Genomic DNA, 26,243 nt, shown 5'->3' with positions numbered 1-26,243 from the left:
TAGTTATTGCCGCTCCCCTGACCTGGCCTTTGGCGCTAGATCGTCAAGGTGATCGGCACGTTGCCGCCGTGCCCGTCGGACATGGTGACCACGAAGGTCTTGCCGCTCTCGGTGAGCAGGCTCACAAGGGTCACCGTGTTGCCGAGGATCACCGGCAGGTTCAGCAGTCCGCCCGACGGCAGGGAGGTGACGGCCAGCGTCAGCGTGTCGCTGTCGGCGTCGGTCATGCCGTTGACGGTCCACGTCTTGGTCAGGCCCAGCAGGCCACCGCTGGACTTGGTGACGCTGGTGTAGGTCGGCGCGGTGTTCTGCGGGGTGATGTTGAACGCACCGCTGCTGAATGTCGCCGTGCCGCCGTGTCCGTCGTCGACGGTGATGGTGATGGTGTCCTGCTTGGTGGCGGTGCTGGCATTGTCGGCGGCTGCCGCGTGCCTGGCGTCCAACGTCGGGGTGTACGTGAAAGTGGTGCCGTCGAAGGTGACGGTCCCCTTACCGGCCGTGCCGGTGTATGTCAGCGTGTCGTCATCGTCGTCGGTGATGCCTGTCACCGAGCCGGTGATGACGCCGTTGGCGTTGGCGGCGGGGAAGGTCGCGGTGCCGCCGGCCGGTGCGCTGTTGGCGGACAGGATGTTCACCGACACGGTCGCGACGGTGATCGACCTGCCGTTGGCGTCGGTGCCCTTGATGGTGAACGTGTCCGTCTTGTCGGCGGCGGTGGCGTTGGCGGCCGCTGCGGCGTGGCGCGCCTGCGGCGTCGGCGTGTAGATGAAGCCGCCCGTGGACGTGACGAACACGCTGCCCTTCGATGACGGTCCGGTGCCCACCGAGTAGGTCAGCAACCCGTTGTCGCCGACGGGGATGTTCAACGAACCGCTGTAGGCGCCGTTGGCGGTGTTCGTGGTCGCCCCTGTCACCGCGATGCCGAGGTCCGCGCCGACCGACACCGTCGTCTGGACGGCGCCGTGCACCCCGTCGTCGACGGTCACCACGAAAGTGTCTGTGTTGTCCGGGATTCCGAGGATGTTGTGACCGGACACCGCCGGGACATAGGTCCAGTCGCCTGTCGTCGTGTTGAGGCTGACGATGCCGCCGAGCGTGGTGAACGCCGACGTGGCGGTCGCGCCCGCGGTGTTGCCGTTGGCGAGGCTGTAGGTCCGCCCGTCGACACTGCCGCCCGCGAAGCCGCCGCGCACCACCCCGATGCTGTCTCGCGTGCCGACCGTCGCGGTCGGCACGTCGAGATTGACTGTGTACGAGGTGGTGTGTCCGTTCGGTGCGTAGAAGTGGTCCCCGACGCCGGTGTCGTCGAAGGTGATGGTGAACGAGTTCGGCCCGCCGCCGCCGAGCAGCGGCGGGGTGTAGACGTAGGTGTACTGGTTGGTCAGCGGCACGTTCGTCACGACGACCAGGCCGCCGTTGGTGGGCTGTGTGTAGGTGAACGTCAGCGGATCACCGTCCGGATCGGTCGCGACGAGCGTGCCCGTGATGGTGCCCAGCACCGGAACCTGAAGTGCCGGAGTCGGTTGCGTGACGACCGGGACATGGTTCAGCGCGATCTCGGTGAGGCGCTGATACGCCGCGACCAGCACCATGTAGATCGGGATCGCGATCGGATTAGGGATGGGTCCCGACAGCGCGGTCTGCAGCGCACGCCCCAGCACGACGACGACGGCCACCGCCACCCGCGTCGGTGATACGCCGGGGATGGTGGGATACGGCGGCAGGGTCACCGTCGGAAGCCCGAACGTCGGCGGGGTGGCCGGTGTGGTCGCCGCCGTCGTCCGCGCGAGGGGCGCCACCGCGGTCTGCGTGGTCTTCTGCTCAGCGGTTTGTGCCGCGGCCGTGACGGTTTCGCCGGTTTCGGGCTCGGTGACCGCGGCCTTCTCCTCTACCACCGCCTGCGCTGCCGACGTCGACGACTTCTGCTTGTCATCGGTCGCTGGCGTCACGTCAGGCGTCGGAGTCGTTGTCTCCGAGGGTGTTTGGTCGTGTTCCTGCGGCTTGGGTTTCTCCGTGGTCGGTTCGATGGCGGTCGGTGTCGGTGTGGGCGTGGGCGAGTTCTCGTGCGAGACCGTGGTACCGGAACCACCGGAGGCACTGACCGACGATGTCGGACCATCGCCGGAGGTCGTGGTGGTCGTGGTCTGTGATCCCGACGAGGTCGTGGTCGTCGAGGTGGACGTCGTCGTCGACGTCGACGTGGTCGGGTGCTCCGGTTCCGTGCCCGCGGTGGTGGCGCCGGAGGTGCCCGTTGCACCGGACGTCGTTGTGCCCGAGTCGGTCGTGGCGTTCGCCTTCGATCCGCCGTCGGTGTCCGGCGACCCTGAGGTCGAGTTCTCACCTGTGGCGGCAGACGCGACGCCGTGACCTGTGGTGGCCACCGCGATCCCGAGACCTACAGCGACCGCTAGTCGGCTCGCGCGACCGGCCCTCTCGGGCCGCTTCGCATGCTTGCCACGCTTAGCTGCCGACATGACATGCTCCCGACTCCCCCGAGTGACGGCTTCATGGGCCCGGAGGCCGGTACATGAATTTTCAAATTAACTGCGGCGAAACTTAACATGGGCGTCAATAACTGGCAAGGATCTTTCGCAAACCATACGACCGTGTCGGACGTAGGCTGCCGGCCCTAGATTTCACGGCTATGAGCTGGGCGAACACCAGCGCCAAGGCGACACGCCGGTGCGTTGAGGCAAATCTACTTCCGCGCGTCGGCTAATGGTGTATGGGTCGCAAAGCTCATCGAAGCATGCGCTTGTTTGACAGCGGCGATCGCGAGCTGGACGAAGCTGTAAAGCGGCTGTCAGGCGTTGCCGGCGCCGCTGTCGTCGTCGGAGGAACCCAGCAGCCGCTCCACGTACTTGGCGATGATGTCGACCTCGAGATTGACGCGGGTGCCGACCTCGGCGCTGCCGAGAGTGGTGAGTTGCAGCGTCGTCGGGATCAACGACACCTCGAACCAGTCATGGCCCAGACCGGAAACCGTCAGCGACACCCCGTCGACCGTGATCGACCCCTTCTCGACGACGTATCGAGACAACCCCGTGGGCAACGCAATTCGAATGACTTCCCAATGTTCCGACGGGGTCCGCGCGATCACGTGCCCCGTCCCGTCGACATGGCCCTGCACGATGTGCCCGCCAAGGCGGCTGTTGACCGCAGCGGCCCGCTCGAGGTTCACATGGCTGCCCACGCCGACACCGCGCAGGCTCGACCGGTTCAGCGTTTCACCCATCACGTCGGCGCTGAAGACGCCGTCGGGCAACACTTCGACCACGGTCAGACAGACGCCGTTGACCGCGATCGAATCGCCGTGCCCTGCGTCGGCCGTCACGACAGGCCCGCGGATGACCAACCGGGCCGAGTCGCCGAGTTCTTCCTTGGCTACGACCTCGCCCAGTTCTTCGACGATTCCGGTGAACACCGGGCCAGAGTAACCAGCCGCACACCGGTGTCGAAAGTCCAGTTCGGAAGCCACGATTGCCCTTCGGCCGGGAGTACGCGCGACACGTCGGTGTGAGCGCACCCTCTACGATGCAGTCATGCAGACGCGCCTCTTGGCGATCTTCGCCGCCCTTTTTGCCGCCGTCGCCCTGATCGCAGGGTGCTCCTCGAACTCTCAGGGTTCGTCGAAAGCACTGCCTGACGCGGCCACCCTGCTCAAGCAGTCCAGCGAGACGACGAAGGCGCAGACGAGCGTCCACCTGAAGCTGTCCGTGCAGGGCCAGATCCAGGATCTGCCGATCGAAACGCTGGAAGGTGATCTGACCACCAAACCCGCCGTCGCCGCGCAGGGCACCGCCAACATCATCTTCTTGGGACAGCGCCTCGAGGGCGTCGACTTCGTGGTGGCCGACGGCAATCTGTTCGGCGCGATCACCAAAGGCAGCTTCCAGGACTTCGGCCCGGCCGCCGACATCTACGACGTGTCGGCGCTGCTGAACCCCGACGTCGGTTTCGGCAACATCCTGGCCAACTTCTCGGACCCCAAAGCCGATGGCCGCGAGAACATCAACGGCACCGACACCGTCCGCATCACCGGGACCGTGAGCGCCGACGCCGTCAACAAGGTCGCGCCGCAGCTCAAGGTGACGGGCCCTGTCCCGGGCACCGCGTGGATCCGCGAGGACGGCAACCACGAACTGATGCAGGTCAAGCTCGAAGTGTCGCCCAACAACAGCATCACGATGACGTGCAGTGACTGGGGCAAGCCGGTGACCGTCACCAAGCCTGCGGTCTGATGGGCTCGTCGCCAGGAGCCGTTCAGCCGGCGACATCCAGCCGCGGGGTCGCGATCAGCGCTGGCAGCCTGGCAGTGCTGCTGGGTGCGCTGGACACCTATGTCGTGGTCACGATCATGACCGACATCATGAGAGACGTCGGGATCGGGATCAATCAGATCCAGCGCGTCACGCCTATCGTCACCTGGTATCTGCTCGGTTACATCGCGGCCATGCCGCTGCTCGGCCGGGCATCCGACCGGTTCGGCCGCAAGTTCGTCCTGCAGGTCAGCCTGGCCATGTTCGCGATCGGCTCGGTGGTCACCGCGCTGTCGAATGATCTGCTGCAGCTGATCATCGGGCGCGCGATCCAGGGCGTCGCCAGTGGTGCGCTGCTGCCGGTGACGCTGGCGCTGGCCGCCGATCTGTGGGCGGCCCGCAACCGCGCGGCAGTGCTGGGCGGGGTGGGCGCCGCCCAGGAACTCGGCAGCGTGCTGGGTCCGCTGTACGGCGTCGCGGTGGTGTGGGCGCTCAACACCTGGCGGGACGTGTTCTGGATCAACGTGCCGCTGGTGGTGATCGCGATGGTGATGATCCACTTCAGCCTGCCGTCGAAGGAGAAGTCCGAGCACCCGGAGAAGGTCGACGTGACCGGCGGCGTGCTGCTGGCCATCACTCTGGGCCTGGCCACCTGGGGGCTGTACAACCCGGCGCCCGACGGTAAGCAGGTGCTGCCGAGTTACGGCCTGCCCCTGCTGATCGGCGCGCTGATCGCGTGCGTGGCGTTCTTCGTGTGGGAGAAGTTCGCCCGCACCCGGCTAATCGAACCCGCCGGCGTGCACTTCCGGCCCTTCCTGTGCGCCTTGGGCGCCTCGCTCGCCGCGGGCGCGGCCCTGATGGTGACGCTGGTCAACGTCGAACTGTTCGGGCAGGGCGTGCTCGGCCTTGACAAGAACGGGGCCGCTGCGCTGCTGCTGCGGTTCCTGATCGCGCTGCCGATCGGCGCGCTGCTCGGCGGTTGGATCGCCACCAAGATCGGCGACCGGATCGTGGCCTTCGTCGGCCTGATGATCGCGGCGGGCGGCTACTGGCTGATTTCGAAGTGGCCGGTGGACCTGCTGGCCGCCCGGCACGACCTCGGGCTGTTCAGCGTGCCCGTGCTGGACACCGACCTGGCCATCGCGGGCCTCGGCCTCGGCTTGGTGATCGGGCCGCTGACGTCGGCGACCCTGCGGGTGGTGCCCGCCGCGCAGCACGGCATCGCCTCGGCTGCGGTGGTGGTGGCCAGGATGATCGGCATGCTGATCGGGATCGCGGCCCTGAGCGCCTGGGGCCTGTACCGGTTCAACCAGATCCTGGCCAGTTTGCCCGCTGGCACTGGTAACAACCTGGTCGAGCGGCTGGCCGCGCAGGCGGCCCGCGTCCGCACGGCCTACGTCATGCAGTACGGCGAGATCTTCGGCATCACGGCCCTGGTCTGCGTGGTCGGCGCGCTGCTCGGCCTGTTGATCAGCGGCCGACGTGAACACGCCGACGAATCAGAGCCCACCGTCGAGGCGGAGCCGGCGGGCAAGCACCGGGCCCCCTAGGCGCTCAGCAGCGTTCCAGGCCCCGGCGGATCAGCTGGGGTTCGCGGGTTTCTGGCTTTTCTGTCTTTGCCGGCTCATCGGTGGTCAGGTTCCGCAACGCGTCGCAGACCAACGTCTTGAGGGTTTTCGGGTCTACCGGTCGGGCATTGAGCCAGTCCTGCAATGCAGTCATGCTCGTCGTCCTTTGTTAGTGCTCACCAGGCGGCAACTCTCGTCGGTGAAAGCGCTTTGGTACCAGTGTACCGATCGCCGCGCCCTGATTGATTGCTCGCCGCGCCGGGTAAGCGTGCCGGAGACGACAATCGGACGGGAGAGAATTCATGGCAAGTTCACTGAATGGCAAGACGATTGCGTTCTTGGTGGCCCCCGAGGGCGTGGAGCAGGTCGAACTGACCGAACCGTGGAAAGCGGTCAAGGAGGCCGGCGGCAGCCCTGAATTGGTCTCGACGGAAGTCGGCAAGATCCAGGCGTTCAACCACCTCACCCCCGCGGACACCTTCGAGGCGGACAAGGCGGCCGACGGTGTCGCCGCCGCCGACTATGACGCGCTGGTGCTGCCTGGCGGTGTGGCCAATCCCGACTTCCTGCGAACCAACAAGGCGGCGGTCGCATTCGCGAAGAGCTTCTTCGATGCGGGCAAGCCGGTCGCGGTGATCTGCCACGGCCCGTGGACGCTGATCGAAGCGGATGTCGTGCGCGGCAGGACGATCACGTCGTGGCCGAGTGTGCAGACCGATCTGCGCAACGCGGGCGCCAACTGGGTCGACGACGAGGTGGTCGAATGCTCGCGCGGGCCAAACACGTTGGTGTCCAGTCGGAAGCCCGATGACCTGCCCGCGTTCTGCAACACGCTGGTCGGGGCTTTCGCCCAACAGCAGGCATAACCGTAAAACCCGACCCACAGGCCTCGTGGCGTCGGTAATCTCGCGGACATGCTGATCGCCGCTCTGCGCGACATGCAGTGGCGTAAGCGGCGCTTCGTCATCGCGATCCTTTCCACGAGCATCATCTTCGCGATGACGCTCGTCTTGACCGGCCTGGCGAACGGATTCCGGGTGGAAGCCGAGCAGACCGTGGACTCGCTGGGCGTGGATCAATTCGTGGTCAAGGAGGGCGCCTCGGGCCCGTTCGTCGGTGCCACCCCGTTCGCGCCGGTGGAGTTGCGGCGCATCGCGACTGCTCCCGGCGTGTCCGCGGCGGCGCCGCTGGTTTATGCCGGGGGCACCGCGACCATCGGTGACACCACACGGAACGTCGACATCTTCGGCGCACCCGAACGTGGTCCGGGGATGCCCGCGGTGTCGGAGGGTCGTGCCGCCTCGACCCCCGACGAGGTCGCGGTGTCCAGCACGCTCGGTCGCGCTGTCGGTGACGACATCGAAATCGCTTCCCGCACACTGCGTATCGTTGGCATCGTGGACAACTCGACGGCGCTTGCCAACCTGCCGAACGTGTTCCTCACCACGGCGGGCGCACAGCGGTTGGTGTACGGCGGGGAACCGCTGGTGGCCTCGATCGGTGTGCGCGGGAACATGACCGAGGTGCCGCCCGGCTATCACACCATCGATCGCGACGGCGCCATCGCCGATCTGCTGCGTCCGTTGAAGGTCGCGGTGAACTCGATCACCATCGTCGCGATCATGCTGTGGATCGTCGCGGCGCTCGTCGTCGGATCGGTCATCTACCTCTCGGCGCTCGAGCGGCTCCGAGACTTCGCGGTGTTCAAGGCAATTGGCGTGCCGACGCTCAACATCGCGGGCGGACTCGCGCTGCAGGCGGTGGTGATCGCGCTACTCGCCGCACTCGTCGGCGCCTTGCTGTCACTGGCGCTGGGACCGCTTTTCCCGATGAAGGTCATCGTGCCCGCCGCCGCGTACGTCGCTCTGCCGATCATCGCCGTCGTGATCGGATTGATCGCCAGCGGCAGCGGATTGCAGCGCGCGGTGTCGGTGGACCCCGCCGTCGCGTTCGGGGGCCCGTGACCGTGGGCGATCTCAGCGTTCAGAACCTGGTGGTCGAGTACCCGAGCGGCACAGACAAAGTCCGCCCGATCGACGGGTTCGACCTTGACGTGGCCGCCGGCTCACTGGTGATCCTGATGGGGCCAAGCGGTTGCGGGAAGACGACGTTGTTGTCCTGCCTCGGCGGCATCCTCCGGCCCAGCGGCGGCGCCATCAAATTCGGCGACGTCGACGTCACCTCCCTGGATGCCCGCGGCCTGTCGACCTACCGCCGGGAGACCGTCGGCATTGTGTTCCAGGCGTTCAACCTCGTGCCGAGTCTGACCGCCGCGGAGAACGTGATGATCCCGATGCTGGCGGCGGGCATGTCGCGTCGCGCCGCATTCAAGAAGGCCGAACAACTGCTGTCGCGGGTCGGTCTGCAGGACCGCATGTCGCATCGGCCCGGCGACCTCAGTGGCGGGCAGCAGCAACGCGTCGCGGTCGCCCGCGCGATCGCCCTCGATCCGCCGCTGATCCTGGCCGACGAGCCCACCGCACACCTCGACTTCATTCAGGTCGAGGAGGTGCTGCGGCTCATCCGCGAACTCGCATCGGGCGACCGGATGGTGGTGGTCGCCACCCACGACAGCCGGATCCTGCCCCTTGCCGATCGCGTCGTCGACCTCGTACCGGATTTCATCTCGATGGACCGGCCGCCCGACACCGTCGAACTCGCCGAGGGCGACGTGCTGTTCGAACAGGGCACGATGGGCGACCTGATCTACGTGGTGTCCAGCGGTGAGCTCGAGATCGTGCGCGAATTACCAGGCGGCGGTGAGGAATTGCTGAAGGTGGTGACGAAGGGCGACTACTTCGGCGAGATCGGCCCGCTGTTCCACCTGCCCCGTAACGCCACCGCGCGTGCACGCTGCAAGGCAACGGTGATCGGCTACACGGTGCAGGCGTTCCGTGAGCGACTCGGCACGGGCGGTGTGCGCGACCTGATCGAACACCGCCCGCTGGACGCCGACGATCTCGAAGCGCCTACGCAGGAATCAGACTGAGCAGCAGATCCGGCCCGATCGGCTCGATCCCGTCGAACCGCCAGCGCTGCGCGTGCGCGATCGACAGCACACCGACATCGTCGACGGCGGTGATGGGACCACCCAACAGGATCGGCGCCACGTAGGCGATGATCCGGTCGATCGCGCCGTTCCGCAGGAATGCACCCGCCAGGGTCGGCCCGCCCTCCAGAATCACGTCGGTGCGATCCGACAACGCCTTGATCACCTCGTGCGGATCGCGGGTGCGGATCACCATCGTCCGCGAGTCGTCGTTGAGAACCCGTGCCTCCGAGGAGATCTCACGCTCCCCGACGACCACCCGCAGCGGCTGGCGCTCAGCCAGCGAACCGTCGGGCAGCCGCGCGGTCAGCACCGGGTCGTCGACGAACACCGTTCCGGTGCCGACGACGATCGCGTCCGCTGCGGCGCGGCGGCGGTGCACGTCGGCCCGCGCCGCCTCACTGGTGATCCATTGGCTGGTGCCGCCCGCGGCGGCGCTGCGTCCGTCGACGCTGGTGGCGAATTTCCATGTGACATGCGGCAGCCCGGTGCGCTGTTTGTGCAGCCACTCCCGAAGCGGACCGCCCGCCACCACTTCCGTAAGCCCCCCCGCCTCGACGCTGACGCCGGACTCGGCCAGGCGCGTCGCGCCGCCTGCCGCCTGCGGGTTCGGATCGGCGACGGCATAGACCACCCGCGAGACACCCGCGGCGACAAGGGCATCCACACACGGCGGGGTCCTGCCGAAGTGATTGCACGGCTCCAGCGTCACCACCGCGGTCCCGCCGACGGCCCGCTGCCCCGCCCTGCGCAACGCCATCACCTCGGCGTGCGGGCCACCCGGCGGTTGCGTGGCGCCGACACCGGCGATCTCCCCGTCGTGGTCCAGGATGACCGCGCCGACAGGCGGATTGGGATAGGTGCTGCCCTTGACGCGGTCGGCGTGCTCGACCGCCAGCCGCATGGCCGCGTCGAGGTCCATCACCGCAAGTGCTTGGACGCGGCGGCGGCCTGCCTGCGCAGCGATTGCACTGCGGCGGCGGGATCCTCTGCGCTGTAGACGGCCGACCCCGCGACGAAGCAGTCCACCCCGGCCACGGCCGCCTCTTCGATGGTGTCGGCGTTGATTCCGCCGTCGATCTCGACCAGGATCGTCAACTCACCGGAGTCGACGAGCCTGCGCACGATGCCCACCTTCGGCAGCACCTCGGGGATGAACTTCTGCCCGCCGAAGCCCGGTTCCACCGACATGATCAGCAACGTGTCGAAGTGCGGCAGGATCTCCAGATAGGGATCGATGGGTGTGCCGGGTTTGACCGAAAGGCCCGCCTTGGCACCCGCGGCGCGGATGTCTTTGGCCACCGCGACCGGATTGTCGGTGGCCTCGGCGTGGAAGGTGACGTTGTAGGCGCCCGCTTCGGCGTACGGCGGCGCCCATCTGTCCGGGTTCTCGATCATCAGGTGGCAGTCCATCGGGATGTCGGTGCGCTTGAGCAGCGCCTCGACAACGGGAAGCCCGATGGTCAGGTTGGGCACGAAGTGGTTGTCCATCACGTCGACGTGCAGCCAGTCGGCACCGGTCACCGCCTCGGCTTCGGCACCGAGTTCGGCGAAGTCGGCGGCCAGAATCGACGGCGCGATGAGGGGTCCAGCCATGGAGTTCACCCTACTAAGAGGGCAGCTGCGAACATCGCGTCGGTGCCGTGCCGGTGCGGCCAGAGCTGTACATAGGGACCGTCGCCGAGGTTGTCGACGGGTGCGAACAGCGGCCGGGTGTCCACAGCGGTGACGTTGTGGCGGCGCAGGGCGTCCGCGACGACGCCCGCCGTTTCGGCCAGATGCGGCGAACACGTCGCGTACAGCACCACACCGCCCGGCCGGGTCAGCCGGATCGCCGAGGCCAGCAGCTCACGTTGCAGCCGGGCCAGTGCAGGCACGTCGGCCGGTTGGCGCCGCCAGCGGGCTTCGGGCCGACGTCGCAGGGCACCCAGCCCCGTGCAGGGCGCGTCGACGAGCACCCGGTCGAAGCCCGGTTCGAGCCCCGGATCGCGGCCGTCGACGCGCAGCACCTCGACCGGAAGGCCGCGGGTGTTCTCCTCGACCATGTCGGCGCGCCTGGCCGCGGGTTCGACCGCCGTCACCCTGGCGTCGCCACCGAGCGCCGCCAGCAGCGCCGTCTTGCCGCCGGGACCCGAGCACAGGTCCAGCCAGCGCCCGGTGTCCGGGCCGTCCAGTTCGGCGAGGGTCAGCGCTCGGGCCACCAGTTGGCTGCCCTCGTCCTGCACCAGCGCGGCGCCGTCGCGGACCGGGTCCAGCCGGCCCGGGTCGCCACCGGACAGGTAGACGGCATACGGCGAGTAGCGCCCGACCGTACCGTCGACCTGCGCGGCCAACTCGTCGGCGGTCAGCACACCCGGCCGCGCGGCCAGGTGCACGGCGGGCCGGTCGTCGTCACTGCTCAACAGCGCGTCCAGCTCAGCTGCGGACGCACCGAGTGCGTCGGCGAACGCCTGCGCGACCCAGCGAGGATGCGCGTGCACGAACGCCGCATGGCCCACCGGGTCACCGGCCGCGGGCGGGGCGAGCTCGGCTACCCACGACTGCTCGTCGCGCCTAGCGATGGTGCGCAGCACACCGTTGACGAAACCTGCTCGCGCCGAGTCGAATTCGATACCGGCCTGTTCGACGGTGGTGGACACGGCGGCGTGCTGTTCCACCCTGGTGCGCAGCAGTTGGTAGGCGCCGAGCCGCAACAGGTCCAGCAAGACCGGGTCGATCTTCTCCGGCGGTCGATCAGCGGCCTTGGCGATGATCGCGTCGAGCAGGCCGCGGGTGCGACAGGTGCCGTAGGTGAGTTCGGTGGCGAACGCGGCGTCGCGGCCGGTGATGCCCCGGTCGCGCAGCATCGCGGGCAGCGCGAGGTTGGCGTAGGCGTCGCGGTCGGACACCGCGCGCAGCACGTCGAACGCGGCGCGGCGGGCCGGATCGAGCGGTTTACGCCGCGGCGGGCGTGTGTTGCGGGGCTTGGTCATTGGGCCCGGGTCGTTTCGTCGAGGCGGGCGCCGCGGGCCCAGTCAGCCGCATGCATCATCTTCTTGCCCGGCGGCTGGATCTGCCCGAGTCTCACCGGCTGCGATCCGGTGCCGACCTGCACGCCGTTGCGCTCGACGCGGATAGTGCCAGGCGGCAAGGTTTCTGGAGTGTCCTCGACGGTGACCGGACCCACCTTGACGCGCAGATCGCCGATCACCGTCCATGCGCCGGGATTCGGGGTGACGGCCCGGATCCGGCGATCGACCACGTGTGCCGGCAGCTCCCATCGGATCCGGGCGTCGTCGACGGTGACCTTGGGTGCGATGGTGACCCCATCCGCCGGTTGAGGCACCGGTGTCAGCGATCCGTCGGCGATGCCGTCGAGCGTCCTTTCCAACAGCGCCGCTCCCGAAATGGACAGCCGCTCCAGCAGATCGCCTGCGGTGTCGGTGGGCCGCACCGTCTCGGTCACCACGCCGTAGACCGGACCAGAGTCGAGCGCGAGTTCGATCTGGAACGTCGTCGCGCCCGTAACGGTGTCTCCGGCGGCGATCGCCGCCTGCACGGGTGCGGCGCCACGCCACGCGGGCAGCAGCGAGAAGTGCAGGTTCACCCAACCGTGTGTCGGCACCGCCAGCAGCGGCTCGGACAGCAGCGCGCCGTAGGCGACCACACCGCAGGCGTCCGGCGCCAACTCGGTGAGCTCCGCGACGAACTCCTCCGAATTGGGCCGCGTCGGGCGCAGCACCGGGATGCCGTGTTCGGCCGCCAACTGCGCCACCGGCGACGGTGTCGGCTTACCGTGCCTGCCCTTCGCGGCGTCGGGCCGAGTCAGCACCGCGACCACCTCGTGACGTGGCGACTCGATCAGCCGGCGCAGCGACGGGAGCGCCGGGTCGGGGGTGCCCGCGAAGACGATGCGCATCGCGCCAGTGTAGGGAGCGCTACCCGGCGGCTAGCGAGGCGTCTGGTAGTACTCCCGCTCCGACACCCCGGCCAACGGCGCGACGAACATCCACGGGATGGTGGTGATCAGCCGGTTCAGTGTGGCCACCGCGTCGTTGTAGTACTGCCGCGCGAAGGCCAATTTGTCTTCGGTGTCGGCGAGATTGTCCTGCAAGTTCAGGAAGTTGTTCGACGAGTTCAGCTGCGGATAGGCCTGCCCGAGCGCGAGCACCGGGGCCAGCGCGTTATCGAGCTCCCGCTCCGCCGCGCTGCGCTGCGCCACCGATTTCCCGGTGGTCGCCGAGGTCAGCGCCGCGCGCGCATTGGTGACGTGGTCAAGGATGCCCTTCTCGTGGGCGGCGAACGTCTCGACGGTGTGCACCAGGCTGGGAATCAGCGACGCGCGCCGTGTCAGCTCGACGTCGATACCGGAAAGCGCCTCGGCGACGCGGACGTCGGCGGCCCGGATCTTGTTGTAGCCCACCACGAATCCGATCAGCGCCAGTACCGCCACCACCAGCACGAGAATCAGCAGGAACCTCACCACGAGCCGCCTCCTCCGCCGCCACCACCGCCGCCACCGCCACCGCTGCTACTGCTTCCGCCGCCGGATGACGACGACGACTGCGACGCGGTGTACGCGCCGATCGACGACGACAACGCCGACTCGAAGCTGTCGAAACTCGCACCGCCGGAACCCCCCATGAAGCCGGTTGAGGTGCTCGATGACGAGTTGTACCAATCCGGTTGCGGTGCAGGCGCTCCCATCGTGGTTTCGTATTTCTTGGCCCACAGCGCCGCCACGCCCGCCGCGACGGCGAACGGCACGTACGCGGTGTACAAGTCCTTGCGGGCGCCGAAGTCGAATCGCGTCTCGGCGGAGTCGGTGGCCAGCATCCGATGGAACCCGCCTGCCCGCGACCACAATTCGCGGCCGGTCTCGGTACGTCGGGTGCCGACGCCGTCCGCCCACGCCCCGAGCGACAGCAGGAAGAACGCGGCGAACGGCAGCGCCCACATGGTAGTCGGGAAGCCCCAGCGGAAGAATCCGCAGATCATCAGCAGGAACGCGACCGCGTTGGCGGCGCGCACCCACATCTCCTTCTTGCGCTTGACCATCAGCCCCTCGTCGAAGGCCCACTTCTTGACCCCGGCGGCCATGTCGGTTTTGGCCTTGCTGAGCCGCTGACCGGATTTGACGGTGTGCTTGGCCTCGAATTCGCCGCCCTTGTTCATCACCCGCAGCGCGGACCCGACCGCGACGCTGACCGGATCGACATCGGCCCACGCGCTGCGCTCGGCGAGACTTCGGATGTTCCACTGCTTCTCGTTGACCTGCTTCAGTTCGATCAGCCCGCGCTCGGCGAGGTAGAACAGCGTCGCGGTGAGTCCGTTCTTGGGGACGGACTCGGTGCGGATGTATTCGGTCTGCACCGGCCCGAGGCCCGCCGGCGGCGCGTACTGCAACGGGAACCCGGGCGACGGTTCGACCGTGGTGCGGTACCACAGCAGCGCGCCAAGACCGAAAACCGCTGTCAGGCCGAGCATCCAGACGACTCCACTGACCGACTGGCCCAGGATGCGGTCCCACGTGTAGGACCACGGCAGGCTGATCCGCGGCGGTGTCGGCACGTCGACGCCGGCGCGCAGGGTGACCGGCGTGCGGGGTTTGAGGGTTTGCGCGGTTACCTTGACGGTGTCGCCTTCGACGCTGAGGTCGCACGTGCGGCCGACGCCGTAGCCCACCGAACATTGGGCGCGGCCGACATCGCCGGGCAACGTCACGGTGACGTCGACGTTCTCGATCTCGTTGTTCCACGATGGCGCGATGACATTCCAGAAGAACACCGACGGCGACGTCGACTGTGCACCGACGCTCGTGGCGAACGTCTTGTCGGCGCCGGTGGTTCCGGGATCGAGCACACCGGGGATGCGGTACCGGATCTCGAACACGTGGGTGCCGTAGCTGAGGTAGTTGTCGGGATCGCCGATCTTGGCCACTCGGAAGCGTTCGGCGTCCTCCCAGAGCATTTGGTACGACGCCGGTTCTCCGTCGAGCAGGATCGAGGTGATCTCCGGCGTCTGCCGCACCCGCGGACTGTTCGGATTCGAGACGTCCCAGTACCGGAAGATGCCGTGGCGTCCGCTTGGGAATTCGGCGGTGATCGTCTCAACGGCGTCGAGTTCGCCGTCGCGGTTGACGACGAAGTCGGCCCGGTAGTTGCTGAACACCACAGGATCTGAGACGTCGGATGCTTCGGAGCCGCCGTTGAACACCAACGGCCACAGCAGTCCAAAGGTGATGAGCGCCAACGGGATCAGCCACTTGAACAGCCGCCCCATGGCCACCTCCTCGTCGGCGCGAGTCGCCGCGTCGGAACTACCCTATGTGCAACGGGTCGATTTGCACACGCGTTGGCTGTTGGTCGTGTCGCGCGCTGAGCACCCCGGTTGCCCGTCGCAGCGCGGCCGCGAGCGCCAGCCCGCCGTCGCGGGGCACCCGCACCAGCATCCGGCTCACCGGGCTTTCGGCGGTGACACCGGGCGGCCTGCGTGCGCCCGCGGGCAGGTCGACGGGCCCGAGCAGTTGCGCGCCCTCGGGCAGGTCCGCGGCGTCGATGAGAGCGTTCACGGCCGCCGGGGTGCCGTCGACCGCGGCGATGTGCACGGCCGGCGGCAGACCGACCTCGGCGCGCGCGTCGAGTTCGGCGTCGGCGTGCCCCACCGGATCCCACCGGATCAGCGACTGCACGGTCGGGATCGCCGACTCGGCCACCACCGCGACGGTGCCGCCGTCGCCGCGCGGGCGGACCAGCGCCGCGGCGGCCATCCAGCGCCGCAACGTGTCCTCGGCGGCCCGCAGATCCTGACGCCCCAGCAGCGCCCACGCGTCCAGCAGCAGCGCCGCCCCGTAGCCGCCCGCGGCCACCGGTTCGGCGCCTGGCGTCGCGACGACCACCGCGGGCTCTTCGGCGACCGTCGCCACCATCGCCTCACCGCCCGAGGTGATCACCGGTGTGCCCGCGAACGCCCTGCCGAGTTCCTCTGCGGTGCGCCTGGTGCCGATGACCACCGCGCGGACAGCGTCGGATCCGCAGCGGGCACAACGCAACGCCCGGTCCGCGCGGCCACACCAGCGGCACACCGCGCCCGCGGTGTCGCGATCCGGCAGCGACAGCGGACCGGTGCAATGCCTGCAGCGGGCCACGGTGCGGCACCGCGCACACGCCAGCGCGGGCACGTAGCCGCGCCGCGGCACCTGGACGAGCACCGGACGCCCGGCCTCCAGTGCGGTGCGGGCCGCACGCAACGCCAGCGACGGCACCCGGGCGGTGCGGGCCGCGGGATCACGCTCCTGCTCGTGGCCGCTGTCGTCGAGTGCCACCACGCGCGGCGAACGCGCGCGCACGACGGCGCGCGGGGCCACCAGGTCGTGCGCCCACCGACTGCGCACCAGCGCTTGCGATTCGGCGGTGCGGGCGTAGCCGCCGATCAACGCCGCGCACCGCAGTTGATGGGCACGCAGCATCGCCACCTCACGCGCGTGTGGGTAGGGCGCGCGCGGTTCGGAGAGAGTGTCGTCGCCGTCGTCCCACACCATCACCAGGCCGAGGTCGGCGACGGGCGCGAACACGGCGCTGCGGGTCCCGATCACCATGCGCGCCCCGCCGCGCAGCACCGACAGCCACCGGCGGTAGCGCTGGGCCGGTCCGAGACCGGCAGACAGCGCGGCCACCCGCTCCTCGTCGATCAGCCGAATTACGCTGGCGGACAACGCATCCACATCGCGTTGGTCGGGCACCACGGCCAGCACGCCGCGGCCGGAACTCACCGTCACCGCGGCCGCTTCGGCAAGCCGGTCGGTCCACCTCTCCCCCGGCAGCGCCTGCCAGACCGCGCGCGCGGCGCGGCCGTCACCGAGAGCGCCGAGGAACTGTTCGCCGCGTCCGTATTCGGACCACGCGGCGGTGTCGACCGGTTTGACCGCCAGCGGCGCGAGTTCGGGTGCCGACTGCTTCTCGACCGCTGCGTGCCGCGGCGGCACCGCCAGTCGCAACACGTCGGCGCGGGTGCCGGCGTATCGCGCCGCGACGGCGTCGACGAGGCGGCGCACCTCCGGCGTCAGCACCCGCTCAGCCGACACGACACGGTCCAGCCAACCCAGCTTGCCGACATGGTCTGTGTCCGAGCGTCTTTCAAGGACGAACGCGTCAACGAGTCTGCCGTGGAAGCGGACTCGGACGCGTACCCCTGGCTGCGCGTCGTCGGACTGCTCGGCCGACACCAGGTAGTCGAATTCGCGGTCCAGATGCGGCACCGTCAACATGGGCAGCACACGGGCGATGGGCTCGTGCTCGGCCGGGTGTCGGGTGGTGGTCACTTGCGGCCGAAGAAGAAGCCGGCCGTGATGAGCACGATCGACGCGGCATACGCCCACCAGATCGGCACGGCGAGTGCCTCTGTGTTTGTTGGTGCAAGGACGAACTTGCCGATGCCGATCATGCCGTCGGACACCGCGAAGCACACCGCGCCAAGCGCGGTCCACGGCGTCGGCAGCCGGGCCAGCAGCGCCGCACACACCATCGCGCCGAGCACAGCGATGTACACCGTGACGGGAACGGCCATCCCCTCGGCGAGCAGTCGGGGCCAGAACCACACCAGCAGCGCGACGCAGGCGGCCACCATGACTGCCGCGGCGGCCAGTCGCCGCCGAGAGCGCGCGACCAGCGGGATCAGGGCCGCCAGGAAGCACAGGTGCGCGATCAGGAACGCGGCAAGGCCGAGCACGAACGACGGCGCCCACCACGGCATCGCCAGCAGGAAGTCCCCGGCGGCTGAGAACAGCAGCGCCGCGACCAGCCAGCGTCGCTCACGCTGGATCGGGTGGGTCAGCGCCGCGGCTGCAAGCAGGACCGCCGTCAGCGCCTTGACCGCGGGCTGCAGCAGGAACTGGCCGGTGAGTTCGGCGCCATGGGGCAGCCGCAGGGCCGTGGCGATCAGGAAAACGCCGTAACAGGCGCCGACGATCACGGCGGCCACCCACAGGATCCGCGTCCGCGGATGTGCGTACGGTGTCCCCGTGTCCGTTGCCAAGCCCGCGGTCGACGCCATCCTGCTGAAGGTACTAAAGGCCGTTCCGTTTCAGTTGACAACCGACGGCGGCGTCGAGGCCGCGAGGCAGCGGTTCCGCGACCTGCCGCGCCGCCAGGTGCATCCGGAGGTGCACACCGAGGACCGCACCATCGAGGGGCCCGCGGGGCCCATCCGGATCCGGATCTACCGGCCGCCGACAACGCAGGAGACGCTGCCGGTGGTCGTCTTCCTGCACGGCGGCGGATGGTGCGTCGGAGACCTCGACAGCTACGACGGGGATGCGCGCAGTCATGCGGTCGGCGCCGACGCGGTGGTGGTGTCGGTGGAGTACCGGCTCGCCCCTGAGCACCCGTACCCGGCCGCGGTCGAAGATTCTTGGGCCGCAACGCAATGGGTGGCGGCGAACGCGGATCAACTGGGCGCCGACCCTGACCGGATGGCGGTGGCGGGCGACTCCGCGGGCGGTAACCTCGCCGCGGTGGTCGCGCTTCTCGCGCGCGATGCGGGCGGGCCGCCGATTCGTTTCCAGCTGCTGTGGTATCCAGCCACCACGTGGGACACCTCGCTGCCGTCGTTCGCCGAGAACGCGGATGCGCCGCTGCTCGACCGAGCGTCGGTCGGCGGGTTCGGGCGTTGGTACGTAGGCGATTTGGACCTTTCCGAGATGCCGGCGACGCTGGCTCCTGGACGGGCCGAGGACCTGACCGAACTCCCGCCTGCCTACATCGCCGTCGCAGGGCATGACCCGCTGCGCGACGACGGCGCCCGCTACGCCGAACTGCTCACCGCGGCCGGTGTGCCGGTCCAACTGCACAACGCCGAGACCTTGATCCACGGCTATCTCGGCTATGCGGGCGTCGTGCCCGCCGCCACGGCCGCCGCAGAGCGCGGACTCGCGGCGTTACGCAAGGCGTTACACGCGTCATGACGCGATCGCGCCGGTGGATTTGAACCTGTCGCGGTAGGCCTTCGGTGAGATGCCGAGCTGGCTGACGAACACCCGGCGCAGCGTCTCGGCGCTGCCGAAGCCCGCCAACCGGGCGGAATCGGTCACCGAACGACCGGCGTCGAGCGCCGAGCGCGCAGCATCGATCCGGATCATCTCGACATAACGGGCAGGCGTGGTGCCGAGTTCGGTCTGAAACAACCGGGTCAGCTGGCGGGTGCTCAAAGCTGCTTGCGCGGCAAGGGTTTTCACGGTGTGATTGGCGCCGGGGTCGGCGGCGATCGCCTCGGTGACCGCGCGCAACTGCGAGCGCTCCGGCGGCCGGGATTCGACGAGCGCGGAGAACTGCGACTGCCCGCCTGCCCGTTTCAGGTACACCACCAACGAGCGGGCCACCTCGCGGACGAGGTCGGCGCCGTGGTCGTCTTCGACCAGTGCCAGCGCCAGGTCGATGCCCGCCGACACCCCGGCCGAGGTGTAGATGTCGCCGTCGCGCACGAAGATCGCGTCCGGTTCCACGGTGATCTTCGGGTACGCCCGCGACAGCAGGCCGGTCTGCCGCCAATGGGTGGTGGCGCGGCGCCCGTCGAGCAGGCCCGCCTGCGCCAGGATGAACGACCCGGTGCAGATGGACGCCATCCGGCGGGTGCGCGGGCACAGCGCCTTCACCGCGGCGACCAGTTGCGGGTCGATGGGTCGGCCGACCAGATCGTCGCCGCCCGAAACCACTACGGTGTCGGCCTTTTCGACCGCGGCAATCGACGTCGACACGGCCAACCGGGTGCCGACGGAGGTGACCGCGTCGCTGCCGTCGACCGACGCCATCACCACCTCGTACGAGGCGCCGAACCGGTTCGCCTCCGCGAACACCTCCGCGGGCCCGGCCACATCGAGCAGTTTCATGCCGTCGAACACCACGAACACGACGAGTCGATCAGTTGGCATGCCCCCACCCTATGTCGCTTTCTGTGGGAAAAATGGCACAGCGGACAGTGCCGGGGCGGGGCGACGCGGACCAACACTGATGCCATGACTACACAGACAATCGCGGGCATCGCGATACCAGACACCCAACTCGTACGAGACACCACCGCATACATCCGGGACACCGAGAACGACCTGCTGTACAACCACTCGCGGCGGGTGTTCCTGTTCGGCGCGCTGCAGGGCAGGCGCCGCGGCCTGGACCCCGACCTCGAACTGCTCTACGTCGGCGCGATGTTCCACGACATCGGCCTGACGGAGGGCTACCGCGATTCGATGGGACGGTTCGAGGTGGACGGCGCCAACGCCGCCGAGAAGTTCCTACGTGACCACGGCTATGACGACGCGACGGTGCGCAAGGTGTGGCTGTCCATCGCGCTGCACACGACGCCGGGTATCCCGGAGTTCCTCGACCCGGAGATCGCGCTGGTCACCGCGGGCGTCGAGACCGACGTTCTCGGCATCGGCCGCGACGATCTGTCAGCCGAAGAACGCGACGCCGTGACCGCTGCGCACCCGCGACCGGATTTCAAGCGCAGCATCCTGCAGGCCTTCAACGAGGGCATGAAGCACCGGCCGTTCTCGACGTTCGGCACCGTCAACGACGACGTGCTGGCGCATTTCGACCCGAGTTTCGTCCGCGAGGACTTCGTCAACATCATTCTGACGAACAGCTGGCCGGAGTAGGACCGGGAAAGCGCGCCGCGGGTTTACATTCGGTGTATGCCCGCTACGCCCCAGTACGACACCGTCATCGTCGGTGCCGGATTCTCCGGCATCGGCACCGCCATCAAGCTGGACAGAGCGGGCCTCGGCGACTACGTGATCGTCGAGGCAGGTGATGGGCCCGGCGGCACCTGGCACTGGAACACGTATCCCGGTATCGCCGTTGACATTCCGTCCTTCTCGTATCAGTTCTCATTCGAGAAGAGCGCGGACTGGACGCGGACGTACGCGCCAGGGCGGGAACTGAAGGCCTACGCCGAGCACTGCGTCGACAAATACCGCCTGCGGCCGAAAATCCGGTTCAACACCAAGGTGACCGGCGCCGTGTTCGACGACGACGCCAGCGTGTGGCGAGTCGAACTCGACACCGGCGAGACGGTCACGGCGCGGTTCCTGGTCAACGCGTGCGGGGTGCTCATCACGCCGAATCTTCCCGACATCGACGGCGTCGACTCGTTCGCAGGCGTCACGATGCACACCGCGCGCTGGGACCATGAGCAGGACCTGACCGGTAAGCGCGTCGCGATCATCGGCACCGGGGCCTCAGCGGTCCAGGTCATTCCCGAGATTGCGCCAATTGTCAAGCAGCTCTATGTCTTTCAGCGCACCCCGATCTGGTGCTTCCCGAAAGCCGACATGCCGCTGTCGCCGACGATCCGGCGGTTGATGCGACTGCCGGGCGGCCACACGGTGCAGCGGCTGCTCAGCCAGGCCTACGTCGAACTGACCTTCACGTTGCCCGCCCAGTACTTCACCCTCAACCCGATGGCCAAGAACATGACGCAGGTCGGCAAGTCGTATCTGCGCAAACAGGTCAAGGACCCGGAGGTGCGCGACAAGCTCACCCCGCGCTACGCCGTCGGCTGCAAGCGGCCCGGGTTCCACAACACCTATTTGTCGACCTACAACCGCGACAACGTCGAGTTGGTCACCGAGCCGATCGACAAGATCACCGGTTCGGGGGTGGCCACCACGGACGGCGAAACCCGCGACGTGGACGTGCTGATCCTCGCGACCGGGTTCAAGACGATGGACACCGACGAGATGCCGACGTATCCGGTCAGCGGTTCAGGCGGCCGATCGTGGAGCCGCCACTGGGCCGAGCACCGCCTGCAGGCCTACGAGGGCGTCAGCGTGCCCGGCTTCCCGAACTTCTTCACCGTCTTCGGACCGTACGGCTATGTCGGGAACTCCTACTTCGCGCTGATCGAGACTCAGACACACCACATCGTCCGCTGCCTGAAGCAGGCGCGACGCCGCCGCGCCAGCCGCGTCGAGGTGAAGCAGGAGGCCAACGACCGGTACTTCGCCGAGATGATGCGCAAGCGGCACCGGCAGATCTTCTGGCAGGACAGCTGCCAGAACGCCAACAGCTACTACTTCGACAAGAACGGCGACGTGCCGCTGCGGCCGGCCAGCACGATCGAGACGTACGTCCGCAGCCGCCGCTTCCCGCTCGACGATTACGCCTTCAGTTCCTAGCGATTTGGGTGCGTTTTGGAGCGCTCACCGCTCGTCGACGCACACAAATCCCTAGACGGAGGCCTTGAGCTCGTCGACCTTGTTGAGCTGCTCCCACGGCAGTTCGACGTCGGTGCGGCCGAAGTGGCCGTAGGCGGCGGTCTGCGCGTAGATCGGCCGCAGCAGATCCAAGTCGCGGACGATCGCGCCGGGACGCAGGTCGAACACCGACGTGATGGCCTTCTCGATGCGGGCCGGGTCGACCGTCTCGCTGCCGAAGGTCTCGACGAACAACCCGACCGGGGCGGCCTTGCCGATCGCGTAGGCGACCTGCACCTCGACCCGCTCGGCCAGGCCCGCTGCGACGACGTTTTTTGCCACCCAGCGCATCGCGTAGGCGGCGGAACGGTCCACCTTTGACGGATCCTTGCCGGAGAAGGCGCCGCCGCCGTGGCGGGCCCAGCCGCCGTAGGTGTCGACGATGATCTTGCGGCCGGTCAGGCCGGCGTCGCCCATGGGGCCGCCGAGCACGAACTTGCCGGTCGGGTTGACCAGCAGCCGGAAGTCGGAGGTGTCCATGGTGTCGTGGTTCAGGTCCGCCAGCACGGTGTTGACGACCTTCTCCCGGATGTCCGGGGTCAGGGTGGCGTCCAGGTCGATGCCCGCGGCGTGCTGCGTCGACAGCACGACGGTGTCCAGCCGGACCGGGGTGGTGCCGTCGTACTGCACGGTGACCTGGGTCTTGCCGTCGGGACGCAGGTAATCCAGCACGCCGCTCTTACGCACCTCGGTGAGCCGCCGCGACAGGCGGTGCGCCAGCGCGATCGGCAGCGGCATCAACTCGGGGGTGTCCTTGATCGCGTAGCCGAACATCAGGCCCTGATCGCCGGCACCCTGGGCGTCCAGCGGGTCGCCCGCGCCCTCGACGCGGGTCTCGTGGGCGGTGTCGACACCCTGCGCGATATCCGGCGACTGCTTGCCGATGCCGATGTTCACACCGCACGTCTCGCCGTCGAAGCCCTTCTCCGAGGAGTCGTAGCCGATCTCGAGGATGCGCGCGCGCACGGTGTTGGTGATATCGGCGAACGCCTCTTTCGCCTGGGTGGTCACCTCGCCGACGACATGGACCTGGCCGGTGGTGACAAGGGTCTCCACGGCGACGCGGGACTTCGGGTCGTCCGCGAGCAACGCGTCCAGCACCGAGTCGCTGATGGCGTCACAGATCTTGTCGGGGTGGCCCTCGGTTACCGACTCACTGGTAAACAGCCGAGCATCGCTCACGGTTCGAACCCTTTCCGAAACTTAGTCAATCGAATTATATGCCTGCCTCGGTGCAGCCAAGCGTGCGCCTCCCGCTCGCGCAACCCTTAGCTGCAGCCTGATGCCTGCGTTGGCCTCACCCGCAGCCGCCCGCCGCTACCCGCCGTTTCCGCGCAGGAAGGCCACGATCGCGTCCACAATACGGCTGGCCATCAGAGTTTTCGAACCGTGCTCCAGTGCCGATTCGGTCCCGTCCGATGCGAGCAGCCATCCGTCGTTGTTGTCGACTTCGAACGCCCGATTCTCACCGACGGCATTGACCACGAGCAAATCGCAGCCTTTGCGTTTCAATTTCGAGCGGGCGTGGAAGAGCACATCTCCGTTCGCGTCACCGGTTTCCGCAGCGAACCCCACGATGGCCCGCATATTGGGCAGTTGGCCGTCCGCGCGCGCCCGCACGGCACCGGCGAGCACGTCATCGGTGCGGGTCAGTTCGATGACCGGCGCGGCCGCATTCGGATCGGCGGATTTCTTGATCTTGCTGGTTTGCACGTTGGTGGGCCGGAAGTCGGCGACCGCGGCCGCCATCACCAGGACGTGCGCGTCGGGGGCGTGTTTGGAGACGGCGTCTTTGAGCTGGGCCGCGGAGCCGATGTGGACGACCTCGACGCCGGCCGGGTCGATCAGCCCCGCGGTGTTACCGGCGATCAGGGTGACGTCCGCGCCGCGCTGCGCCATCACCCGCGCCATCGCGTAACCCTGCTTGCCCGAACTGCGGTTGCCGATGAAGCGCACCGGGTCGATTGTTTCGCGGGTGCCTCCGGCGCTGACGAGCACTTTGACGCCGGCCAGGTCGTAGGGCAGCGCATCGCCGCGTTCCAGCAGAAGGCCTGCGAGCGTGGTGATCTCCTCGGCCTCCGGCAGCCGGCCCGCACCGGTGTCGGCTCCGGTGAGCCGACCCGAGGCGGGCTCGAGAACGATTGCGCCCCTATGTCGTAACGTCGCGACGTTGTCGACGGTGGCCGGGTGGAACCACATCTCGGTGTGCATGGCGGGCGCGAACATCACCGGACATCGCGCGGTCAGCAGCGTCGCGGTCAGCAGGTCGTCGGCGCGGCCCGCGACCGCGCGGGCCAGCAGATCAGCGGTGGCGGGGGCGACCACCACCAGGTCGGCCTCCTGGCCGTACCGGACATGCGGCACCTCGTGGACGTCGTCCCACACGCCGGTGTGCACAGGATTACCGGACAGGGCCTCGAACGTCGCGGCGCCGATGAAGCGCAGCGCAGACTCGGTCGGCACGACGCGGACGGAATGGCCCGCTTCGGTGAGTTGACGGACGACTGTCGCCGCCTTGTAAGCGGCGATGCCACCGGCGACGCCGACGATGATCCGCTTGCGGTCGCTCACCGCAGAGCCTTAGCTACTCGCCCTCGGTGTGCTCGAGCAGATCCTCGTGGATCTCGCGCATCGCGATCGACAGCGGCTTTTCCTGAAGGCCCGGCTCGACCAGCGGACCGACGTACTCGAGGATGCCGTCGCCGAGTTGGTTGTAGTAGTCGTTGATCTGGCGAGCACGCTTCGCGGCGTAGATGACCAGCGCATACTTGCTCGACGCCCGGGACAGCAGCTCGTCGATGGGCGGGTTGGTGATGCCCAACGGCGTGTCGTACGCGCTGGCGGCGGACGGGTCGAGGTCGTCCACAGCGGCCAGCGGCGTGTCGGCGTGCGGGGTGCTCACGTAGAAAATCTCCTGGGGGTTTAGGTGGCTCTCGGGCTCGACTGCGCCGTACCCGGCTTGTTGCCCACCAGCAAGGATACCAATTCGTCGCAGGCGGATTCCAATTCGCTGTTCACCACGACTTCGTCGAAGTCACCCTGCGCGGCCAATTCGGCCCTCGCGGTGTCGAGCCTGCGCGCCATCACCTCGGCGGATTCGGTGCCCCGTCCCGACAACCGGCTCTTCAGCTCCTCCCAGCTGGGCGGGGCCAGAAACACCGTGACGACCTCGGGCATCGCTTTCTTCACGGCGCGAGCGCCCGCGAGGTCGACTTCGATCAGCACCGGCCGTCCGGCCTTGGTCGCCTCCCGGATGGGCGCGGCCGGTGTACCGGATCTGTGCAAGCCGCCGTGGATCTCCGCCCACTCCAACAGCGCGCCGTCGGCGATCAGATGCTGGAACTGTTCGGCGGTAACGAACGTGTAGTCGACGCCGTCGACCTCACCCGGGCGGGGCGCCCTGGTAGTCACGGACACGGAGAAGTGCAGGTCGGGAACCCGTTTCCGCAGGCAGCGGACAACCGTGGACTTCCCGACGGCAGACGGGCCGGACAGCACCACAACTCGGCTCATCGCAGGATTCTGCTCTTCGCGCGAGCGCTCATCGCTGTCCGACCCCCCGGCCGGAGTTCACTAGTCGCTGGTGAAGTCGAACTTCTCCAGCAGCGCCTTGCGCTGACGGTCGCCCAGGCCGCGCAGACGGCGGGTCGGGGCGATCTCGAGTTCGGTCATGATTTCCTGCGCCTTGACCTTGCCGACCTTGGGCAACGCCTCCAGGAGCGCAGAAACCTTCATCTTGCCCAAGACCTCGTCGGTCTCGGCGTCCTTGAGCACCTGCTTGAGGTTGGTGCCGCCGCGCTTGAGCCGATCCTTGAGTTCGGCACGTGCTCGACGTGCGGCAGCAGCCTTCTCCAACGCTGCCGCGCGCTGTTCGTCGGTCAACTGGGGAAGGGCCACGGGTTCCTCCGTCTCGTCACCATCATCTGTTTTGTCTCGGCTGACCTAGAAACCTCCTAGAACCAGCCAGCGAGCACGACCGTACCCACGCAATCTGACGAAAGCGAACGCCACCCCCTGGTTACCGGGTTAAAAGCCCAGCGTGTAGAGCGCGCGTGCGTGTCGCGGGCCTCGGCGATTCGCGAGGGCCGCGCCTCGGCGTTTTCCGGACAATCGGCGGAAAAGCCTGCATATCAATGGTT

Annotated in this window: 26 protein-coding genes; 9 read left to right on the top strand and 17 right to left on the bottom strand. The window is 68.0% G+C overall.

Translation table 11 applies throughout. The features are described from left to right. Positions 1 to 35: 35 nt before the first annotated feature. A complete protein-coding gene (locus C1A30_RS19775; protein WP_101949829.1) occupies positions 36 to 1,949 on the bottom strand; it encodes an Ig-like domain-containing protein in 1,914 nt (637 codons plus the stop codon). A 64-nt stretch (positions 1,950 to 2,013) separates the two neighbouring features. Between C1A30_RS19775 and C1A30_RS19770 the strand changes: the two genes are divergently transcribed. Then, positions 2,014 to 2,367 (top strand): hypothetical protein, encoded by a 354-nt coding sequence (locus C1A30_RS19770; RefSeq protein WP_101949828.1) that lies wholly within the window; start codon positions 2,014 to 2,016, stop codon positions 2,365 to 2,367. A 436-nt stretch (positions 2,368 to 2,803) separates the two neighbouring features. On the opposite strand, the gene C1A30_RS19765 is transcribed toward C1A30_RS19770, so the two are convergent. Then, positions 2,804 to 3,424 carry a riboflavin synthase gene (locus C1A30_RS19765; RefSeq protein WP_101949827.1) on the bottom strand — a complete coding sequence of 207 codons (621 nt, stop codon included), beginning with the start codon at positions 3,422 to 3,424 and terminating at the stop codon, positions 2,804 to 2,806. 118 nt (positions 3,425 to 3,542) lie between these two features. Between C1A30_RS19765 and C1A30_RS19760 the strand changes: the two genes are divergently transcribed. Continuing rightward, positions 3,543 to 4,241 (top strand): LppX_LprAFG lipoprotein, encoded by a 699-nt coding sequence (locus C1A30_RS19760; protein WP_101949826.1) that lies wholly within the window; start codon positions 3,543 to 3,545, stop codon positions 4,239 to 4,241. Next, entirely contained in the window at positions 4,241 to 5,809 is a 1,569-nt protein-coding gene (locus tag C1A30_RS19755) for an MFS transporter (protein WP_101949825.1), read from the top strand. Before C1A30_RS19760 ends, C1A30_RS19755 begins: the two co-directional genes overlap by 1 nt. A 4-nt stretch (positions 5,810 to 5,813) precedes the next feature. On the opposite strand, the gene C1A30_RS35815 is transcribed toward C1A30_RS19755, so the two are convergent. Further along, complete coding sequence (locus C1A30_RS35815) at positions 5,814 to 5,981, bottom strand: hypothetical protein (RefSeq protein ID WP_200828312.1); 168 nt, start codon at positions 5,979 to 5,981, stop codon at positions 5,814 to 5,816. Positions 5,982 to 6,129: 148 nt separating this feature from the next. On the opposite strand from C1A30_RS35815, the gene C1A30_RS19750 reads away from it, so the two are divergent. Genes C1A30_RS19750 through C1A30_RS19740 form a run of 3 tightly spaced genes read left to right on the top strand, consistent with a single transcriptional unit; the run spans position 6,130 to position 8,816 of the window. After that, positions 6,130 to 6,693: a type 1 glutamine amidotransferase domain-containing protein gene (locus C1A30_RS19750; RefSeq protein WP_200828311.1), complete on the top strand. Its 564-nt coding sequence runs from the start codon at positions 6,130 to 6,132 to the stop codon at positions 6,691 to 6,693. Between the two features lie 48 nt (positions 6,694 to 6,741). Further along, positions 6,742 to 7,791 (top strand): ABC transporter permease, encoded by a 1,050-nt coding sequence (locus C1A30_RS19745; RefSeq protein WP_101949824.1) that lies wholly within the window; start codon positions 6,742 to 6,744, stop codon positions 7,789 to 7,791. A gap of 2 nt (positions 7,792 to 7,793) precedes the next feature. Beyond that, positions 7,794 to 8,816, top strand: coding sequence for an ATP-binding cassette domain-containing protein (locus C1A30_RS19740; protein WP_101950332.1), 1,023 nt, complete (start codon positions 7,794 to 7,796; stop codon positions 8,814 to 8,816). Here the strand turns inward: C1A30_RS19740 and ribD are convergent. Genes ribD through C1A30_RS19700 form a run of 8 tightly spaced genes read right to left on the bottom strand, consistent with a single transcriptional unit; the run spans position 8,797 to position 17,906 of the window. Further along, positions 8,797 to 9,798: a bifunctional diaminohydroxyphosphoribosylaminopyrimidine deaminase/5-amino-6-(5-phosphoribosylamino)uracil reductase RibD gene (gene ribD / locus C1A30_RS19735; protein ID WP_101949823.1), complete on the bottom strand. Its 1,002-nt coding sequence runs from the start codon at positions 9,796 to 9,798 to the stop codon at positions 8,797 to 8,799. The two genes, C1A30_RS19740 and ribD, sit on opposite strands and share 20 nt — an antisense overlap. Continuing rightward, on the bottom strand, positions 9,798 to 10,472 hold the full coding sequence (rpe, locus tag C1A30_RS19730) for a ribulose-phosphate 3-epimerase (protein WP_101950331.1): 675 nt from the start codon (positions 10,470 to 10,472) through the stop codon (positions 9,798 to 9,800). The genes ribD and rpe overlap by 1 nt, the downstream gene beginning before the upstream one ends. 5 nt (positions 10,473 to 10,477) lie before the next feature. Then, positions 10,478 to 11,848 carry an RsmB/NOP family class I SAM-dependent RNA methyltransferase gene (locus C1A30_RS19725; protein WP_101949822.1) on the bottom strand — a complete coding sequence of 457 codons (1,371 nt, stop codon included), beginning with the start codon at positions 11,846 to 11,848 and terminating at the stop codon, positions 10,478 to 10,480. Then, positions 11,845 to 12,774, bottom strand: a complete 930-nt coding sequence (gene fmt, locus C1A30_RS19720; protein ID WP_101949821.1) for a methionyl-tRNA formyltransferase — start codon at positions 12,772 to 12,774, stop codon at positions 11,845 to 11,847. The genes C1A30_RS19725 and fmt overlap by 4 nt, the downstream gene beginning before the upstream one ends. A 30-nt stretch (positions 12,775 to 12,804) precedes the next feature. Further along, complete coding sequence (locus tag C1A30_RS19715; RefSeq protein WP_101949820.1) at positions 12,805 to 13,341, bottom strand: LemA family protein; 537 nt, start codon at positions 13,339 to 13,341, stop codon at positions 12,805 to 12,807. Beyond that, positions 13,335 to 15,137 (bottom strand): DUF2207 domain-containing protein, encoded by a 1,803-nt coding sequence (locus C1A30_RS19710; protein WP_101949819.1) that lies wholly within the window; start codon positions 15,135 to 15,137, stop codon positions 13,335 to 13,337. The genes C1A30_RS19715 and C1A30_RS19710 overlap by 7 nt, the downstream gene beginning before the upstream one ends. Positions 15,138 to 15,174: 37 nt before the next feature. Beyond that, positions 15,175 to 17,175 (bottom strand): primosomal protein N', encoded by a 2,001-nt coding sequence (locus C1A30_RS19705; protein ID WP_101949818.1) that lies wholly within the window; start codon positions 17,173 to 17,175, stop codon positions 15,175 to 15,177. Next, positions 17,172 to 17,906, bottom strand: coding sequence for a lysoplasmalogenase (locus tag C1A30_RS19700; protein WP_101950330.1), 735 nt, complete (start codon positions 17,904 to 17,906; stop codon positions 17,172 to 17,174). The genes C1A30_RS19705 and C1A30_RS19700 overlap by 4 nt, the downstream gene beginning before the upstream one ends. Here C1A30_RS19700 and C1A30_RS19695 point away from each other — a divergent pair. Beyond that, complete coding sequence (locus C1A30_RS19695; RefSeq protein ID WP_235010002.1) at positions 17,875 to 18,816, top strand: alpha/beta hydrolase; 942 nt, start codon at positions 17,875 to 17,877, stop codon at positions 18,814 to 18,816. The genes C1A30_RS19700 and C1A30_RS19695 overlap by 32 nt on opposite strands. On the opposite strand, the gene C1A30_RS19690 is transcribed toward C1A30_RS19695, so the two are convergent. Continuing rightward, positions 18,811 to 19,779, bottom strand: coding sequence for a GlxA family transcriptional regulator (locus tag C1A30_RS19690; protein WP_101949816.1), 969 nt, complete (start codon positions 19,777 to 19,779; stop codon positions 18,811 to 18,813). The genes C1A30_RS19695 and C1A30_RS19690 overlap by 6 nt on opposite strands. Before the next feature lie 84 nt (positions 19,780 to 19,863). Here C1A30_RS19690 and C1A30_RS19685 point away from each other — a divergent pair, with 84 nt between their 5' ends. Further along, the gene (locus C1A30_RS19685; protein ID WP_101949815.1) at positions 19,864 to 20,505 is read left to right on the top strand and encodes an HD domain-containing protein; all 642 of its coding nucleotides are present in this window, start codon (positions 19,864 to 19,866) and stop codon (positions 20,503 to 20,505) included. Between the two features lie 36 nt (positions 20,506 to 20,541). Beyond that, positions 20,542 to 22,026 (top strand): NAD(P)/FAD-dependent oxidoreductase, encoded by a 1,485-nt coding sequence (locus C1A30_RS19680; RefSeq protein WP_101949814.1) that lies wholly within the window; start codon positions 20,542 to 20,544, stop codon positions 22,024 to 22,026. Positions 22,027 to 22,077: 51 nt separating this feature from the next. Here the strand turns inward: C1A30_RS19680 and metK are convergent, their stop codons facing one another. The 5 genes from metK to mihF all read right to left on the bottom strand — a co-directional run bounded on the left by metK (position 22,078) and on the right by mihF (position 26,001). Beyond that, positions 22,078 to 23,286 (bottom strand): methionine adenosyltransferase, encoded by a 1,209-nt coding sequence (metK, locus tag C1A30_RS19675; protein ID WP_101949813.1) that lies wholly within the window; start codon positions 23,284 to 23,286, stop codon positions 22,078 to 22,080. A 135-nt stretch (positions 23,287 to 23,421) separates the two neighbouring features. After that, positions 23,422 to 24,675 carry a bifunctional phosphopantothenoylcysteine decarboxylase/phosphopantothenate--cysteine ligase CoaBC gene (coaBC, locus tag C1A30_RS19670; RefSeq protein WP_101949812.1) on the bottom strand — a complete coding sequence of 418 codons (1,254 nt, stop codon included), beginning with the start codon at positions 24,673 to 24,675 and terminating at the stop codon, positions 23,422 to 23,424. Between the two features lie 13 nt (positions 24,676 to 24,688). After that, complete coding sequence (gene rpoZ, locus C1A30_RS19665; protein WP_067811352.1) at positions 24,689 to 25,006, bottom strand: DNA-directed RNA polymerase subunit omega; 318 nt, start codon at positions 25,004 to 25,006, stop codon at positions 24,689 to 24,691. A gap of 20 nt (positions 25,007 to 25,026) precedes the next feature. After that, positions 25,027 to 25,617 (bottom strand): guanylate kinase, encoded by a 591-nt coding sequence (gene gmk, locus C1A30_RS19660; RefSeq protein WP_101949811.1) that lies wholly within the window; start codon positions 25,615 to 25,617, stop codon positions 25,027 to 25,029. 60 nt (positions 25,618 to 25,677) lie between these two features. Further along, complete coding sequence (mihF, locus tag C1A30_RS19655) at positions 25,678 to 26,001, bottom strand: integration host factor, actinobacterial type (protein WP_067811067.1); 324 nt, start codon at positions 25,999 to 26,001, stop codon at positions 25,678 to 25,680. Between the last annotated feature and the right edge of the window lie 242 nt (positions 26,002 to 26,243).

The sequence above is a fragment of the Mycobacterium sp. 3519A genome (assembly GCF_900240945.1).
Taxonomy (GTDB): Bacteria; Actinomycetota; Actinomycetes; order Mycobacteriales; family Mycobacteriaceae; genus Mycobacterium.
The sequence above is the reverse complement of the archived record's forward strand: the minus strand, read 5'-3'. Positions and strand labels throughout refer to the sequence as shown.

Coding starts and splice junctions, on each gene's coding strand:
- C1A30_RS19760 (WP_101949826.1), top strand. CDS start 3,543: ATGCAGACGCGCCTCTTGGCGATCTTCGCCGCCCTTTTTGCCGCCGTC.
- C1A30_RS19755 (WP_101949825.1), top strand. CDS start 4,241: ATGGGCTCGTCGCCAGGAGCCGTTCAGCCGGCGACATCCAGCCGCGGG.
- C1A30_RS35815 (WP_200828312.1), bottom strand. CDS start 5,981: ATGACTGCATTGCAGGACTGGCTCAATGCCCGACCGGTAGACCCGAAA.
- C1A30_RS19750 (WP_200828311.1), top strand. CDS start 6,130: ATGGCAAGTTCACTGAATGGCAAGACGATTGCGTTCTTGGTGGCCCCC.
- C1A30_RS19745 (WP_101949824.1), top strand. CDS start 6,742: ATGCTGATCGCCGCTCTGCGCGACATGCAGTGGCGTAAGCGGCGCTTC.
- ribD (WP_101949823.1), bottom strand. CDS start 9,798: ATGGACCTCGACGCGGCCATGCGGCTGGCGGTCGAGCACGCCGACCGC.
- rpe (WP_101950331.1), bottom strand. CDS start 10,472: ATGGCTGGACCCCTCATCGCGCCGTCGATTCTGGCCGCCGACTTCGCC.
- C1A30_RS19725 (WP_101949822.1), bottom strand. CDS start 11,848: ATGACCAAGCCCCGCAACACACGCCCGCCGCGGCGTAAACCGCTCGAT.
- fmt (WP_101949821.1), bottom strand. CDS start 12,774: ATGCGCATCGTCTTCGCGGGCACCCCCGACCCGGCGCTCCCGTCGCTG.
- C1A30_RS19710 (WP_101949819.1), bottom strand. CDS start 15,137: ATGGGGCGGCTGTTCAAGTGGCTGATCCCGTTGGCGCTCATCACCTTT.
- C1A30_RS19700 (WP_101950330.1), bottom strand. CDS start 17,906: ATGGCGTCGACCGCGGGCTTGGCAACGGACACGGGGACACCGTACGCA.
- C1A30_RS19690 (WP_101949816.1), bottom strand. CDS start 19,779: ATGCCAACTGATCGACTCGTCGTGTTCGTGGTGTTCGACGGCATGAAA.
- C1A30_RS19685 (WP_101949815.1), top strand. CDS start 19,864: ATGACTACACAGACAATCGCGGGCATCGCGATACCAGACACCCAACTC.
- C1A30_RS19680 (WP_101949814.1), top strand. CDS start 20,542: ATGCCCGCTACGCCCCAGTACGACACCGTCATCGTCGGTGCCGGATTC.
- gmk (WP_101949811.1), bottom strand. CDS start 25,617: ATGAGCCGAGTTGTGGTGCTGTCCGGCCCGTCTGCCGTCGGGAAGTCC.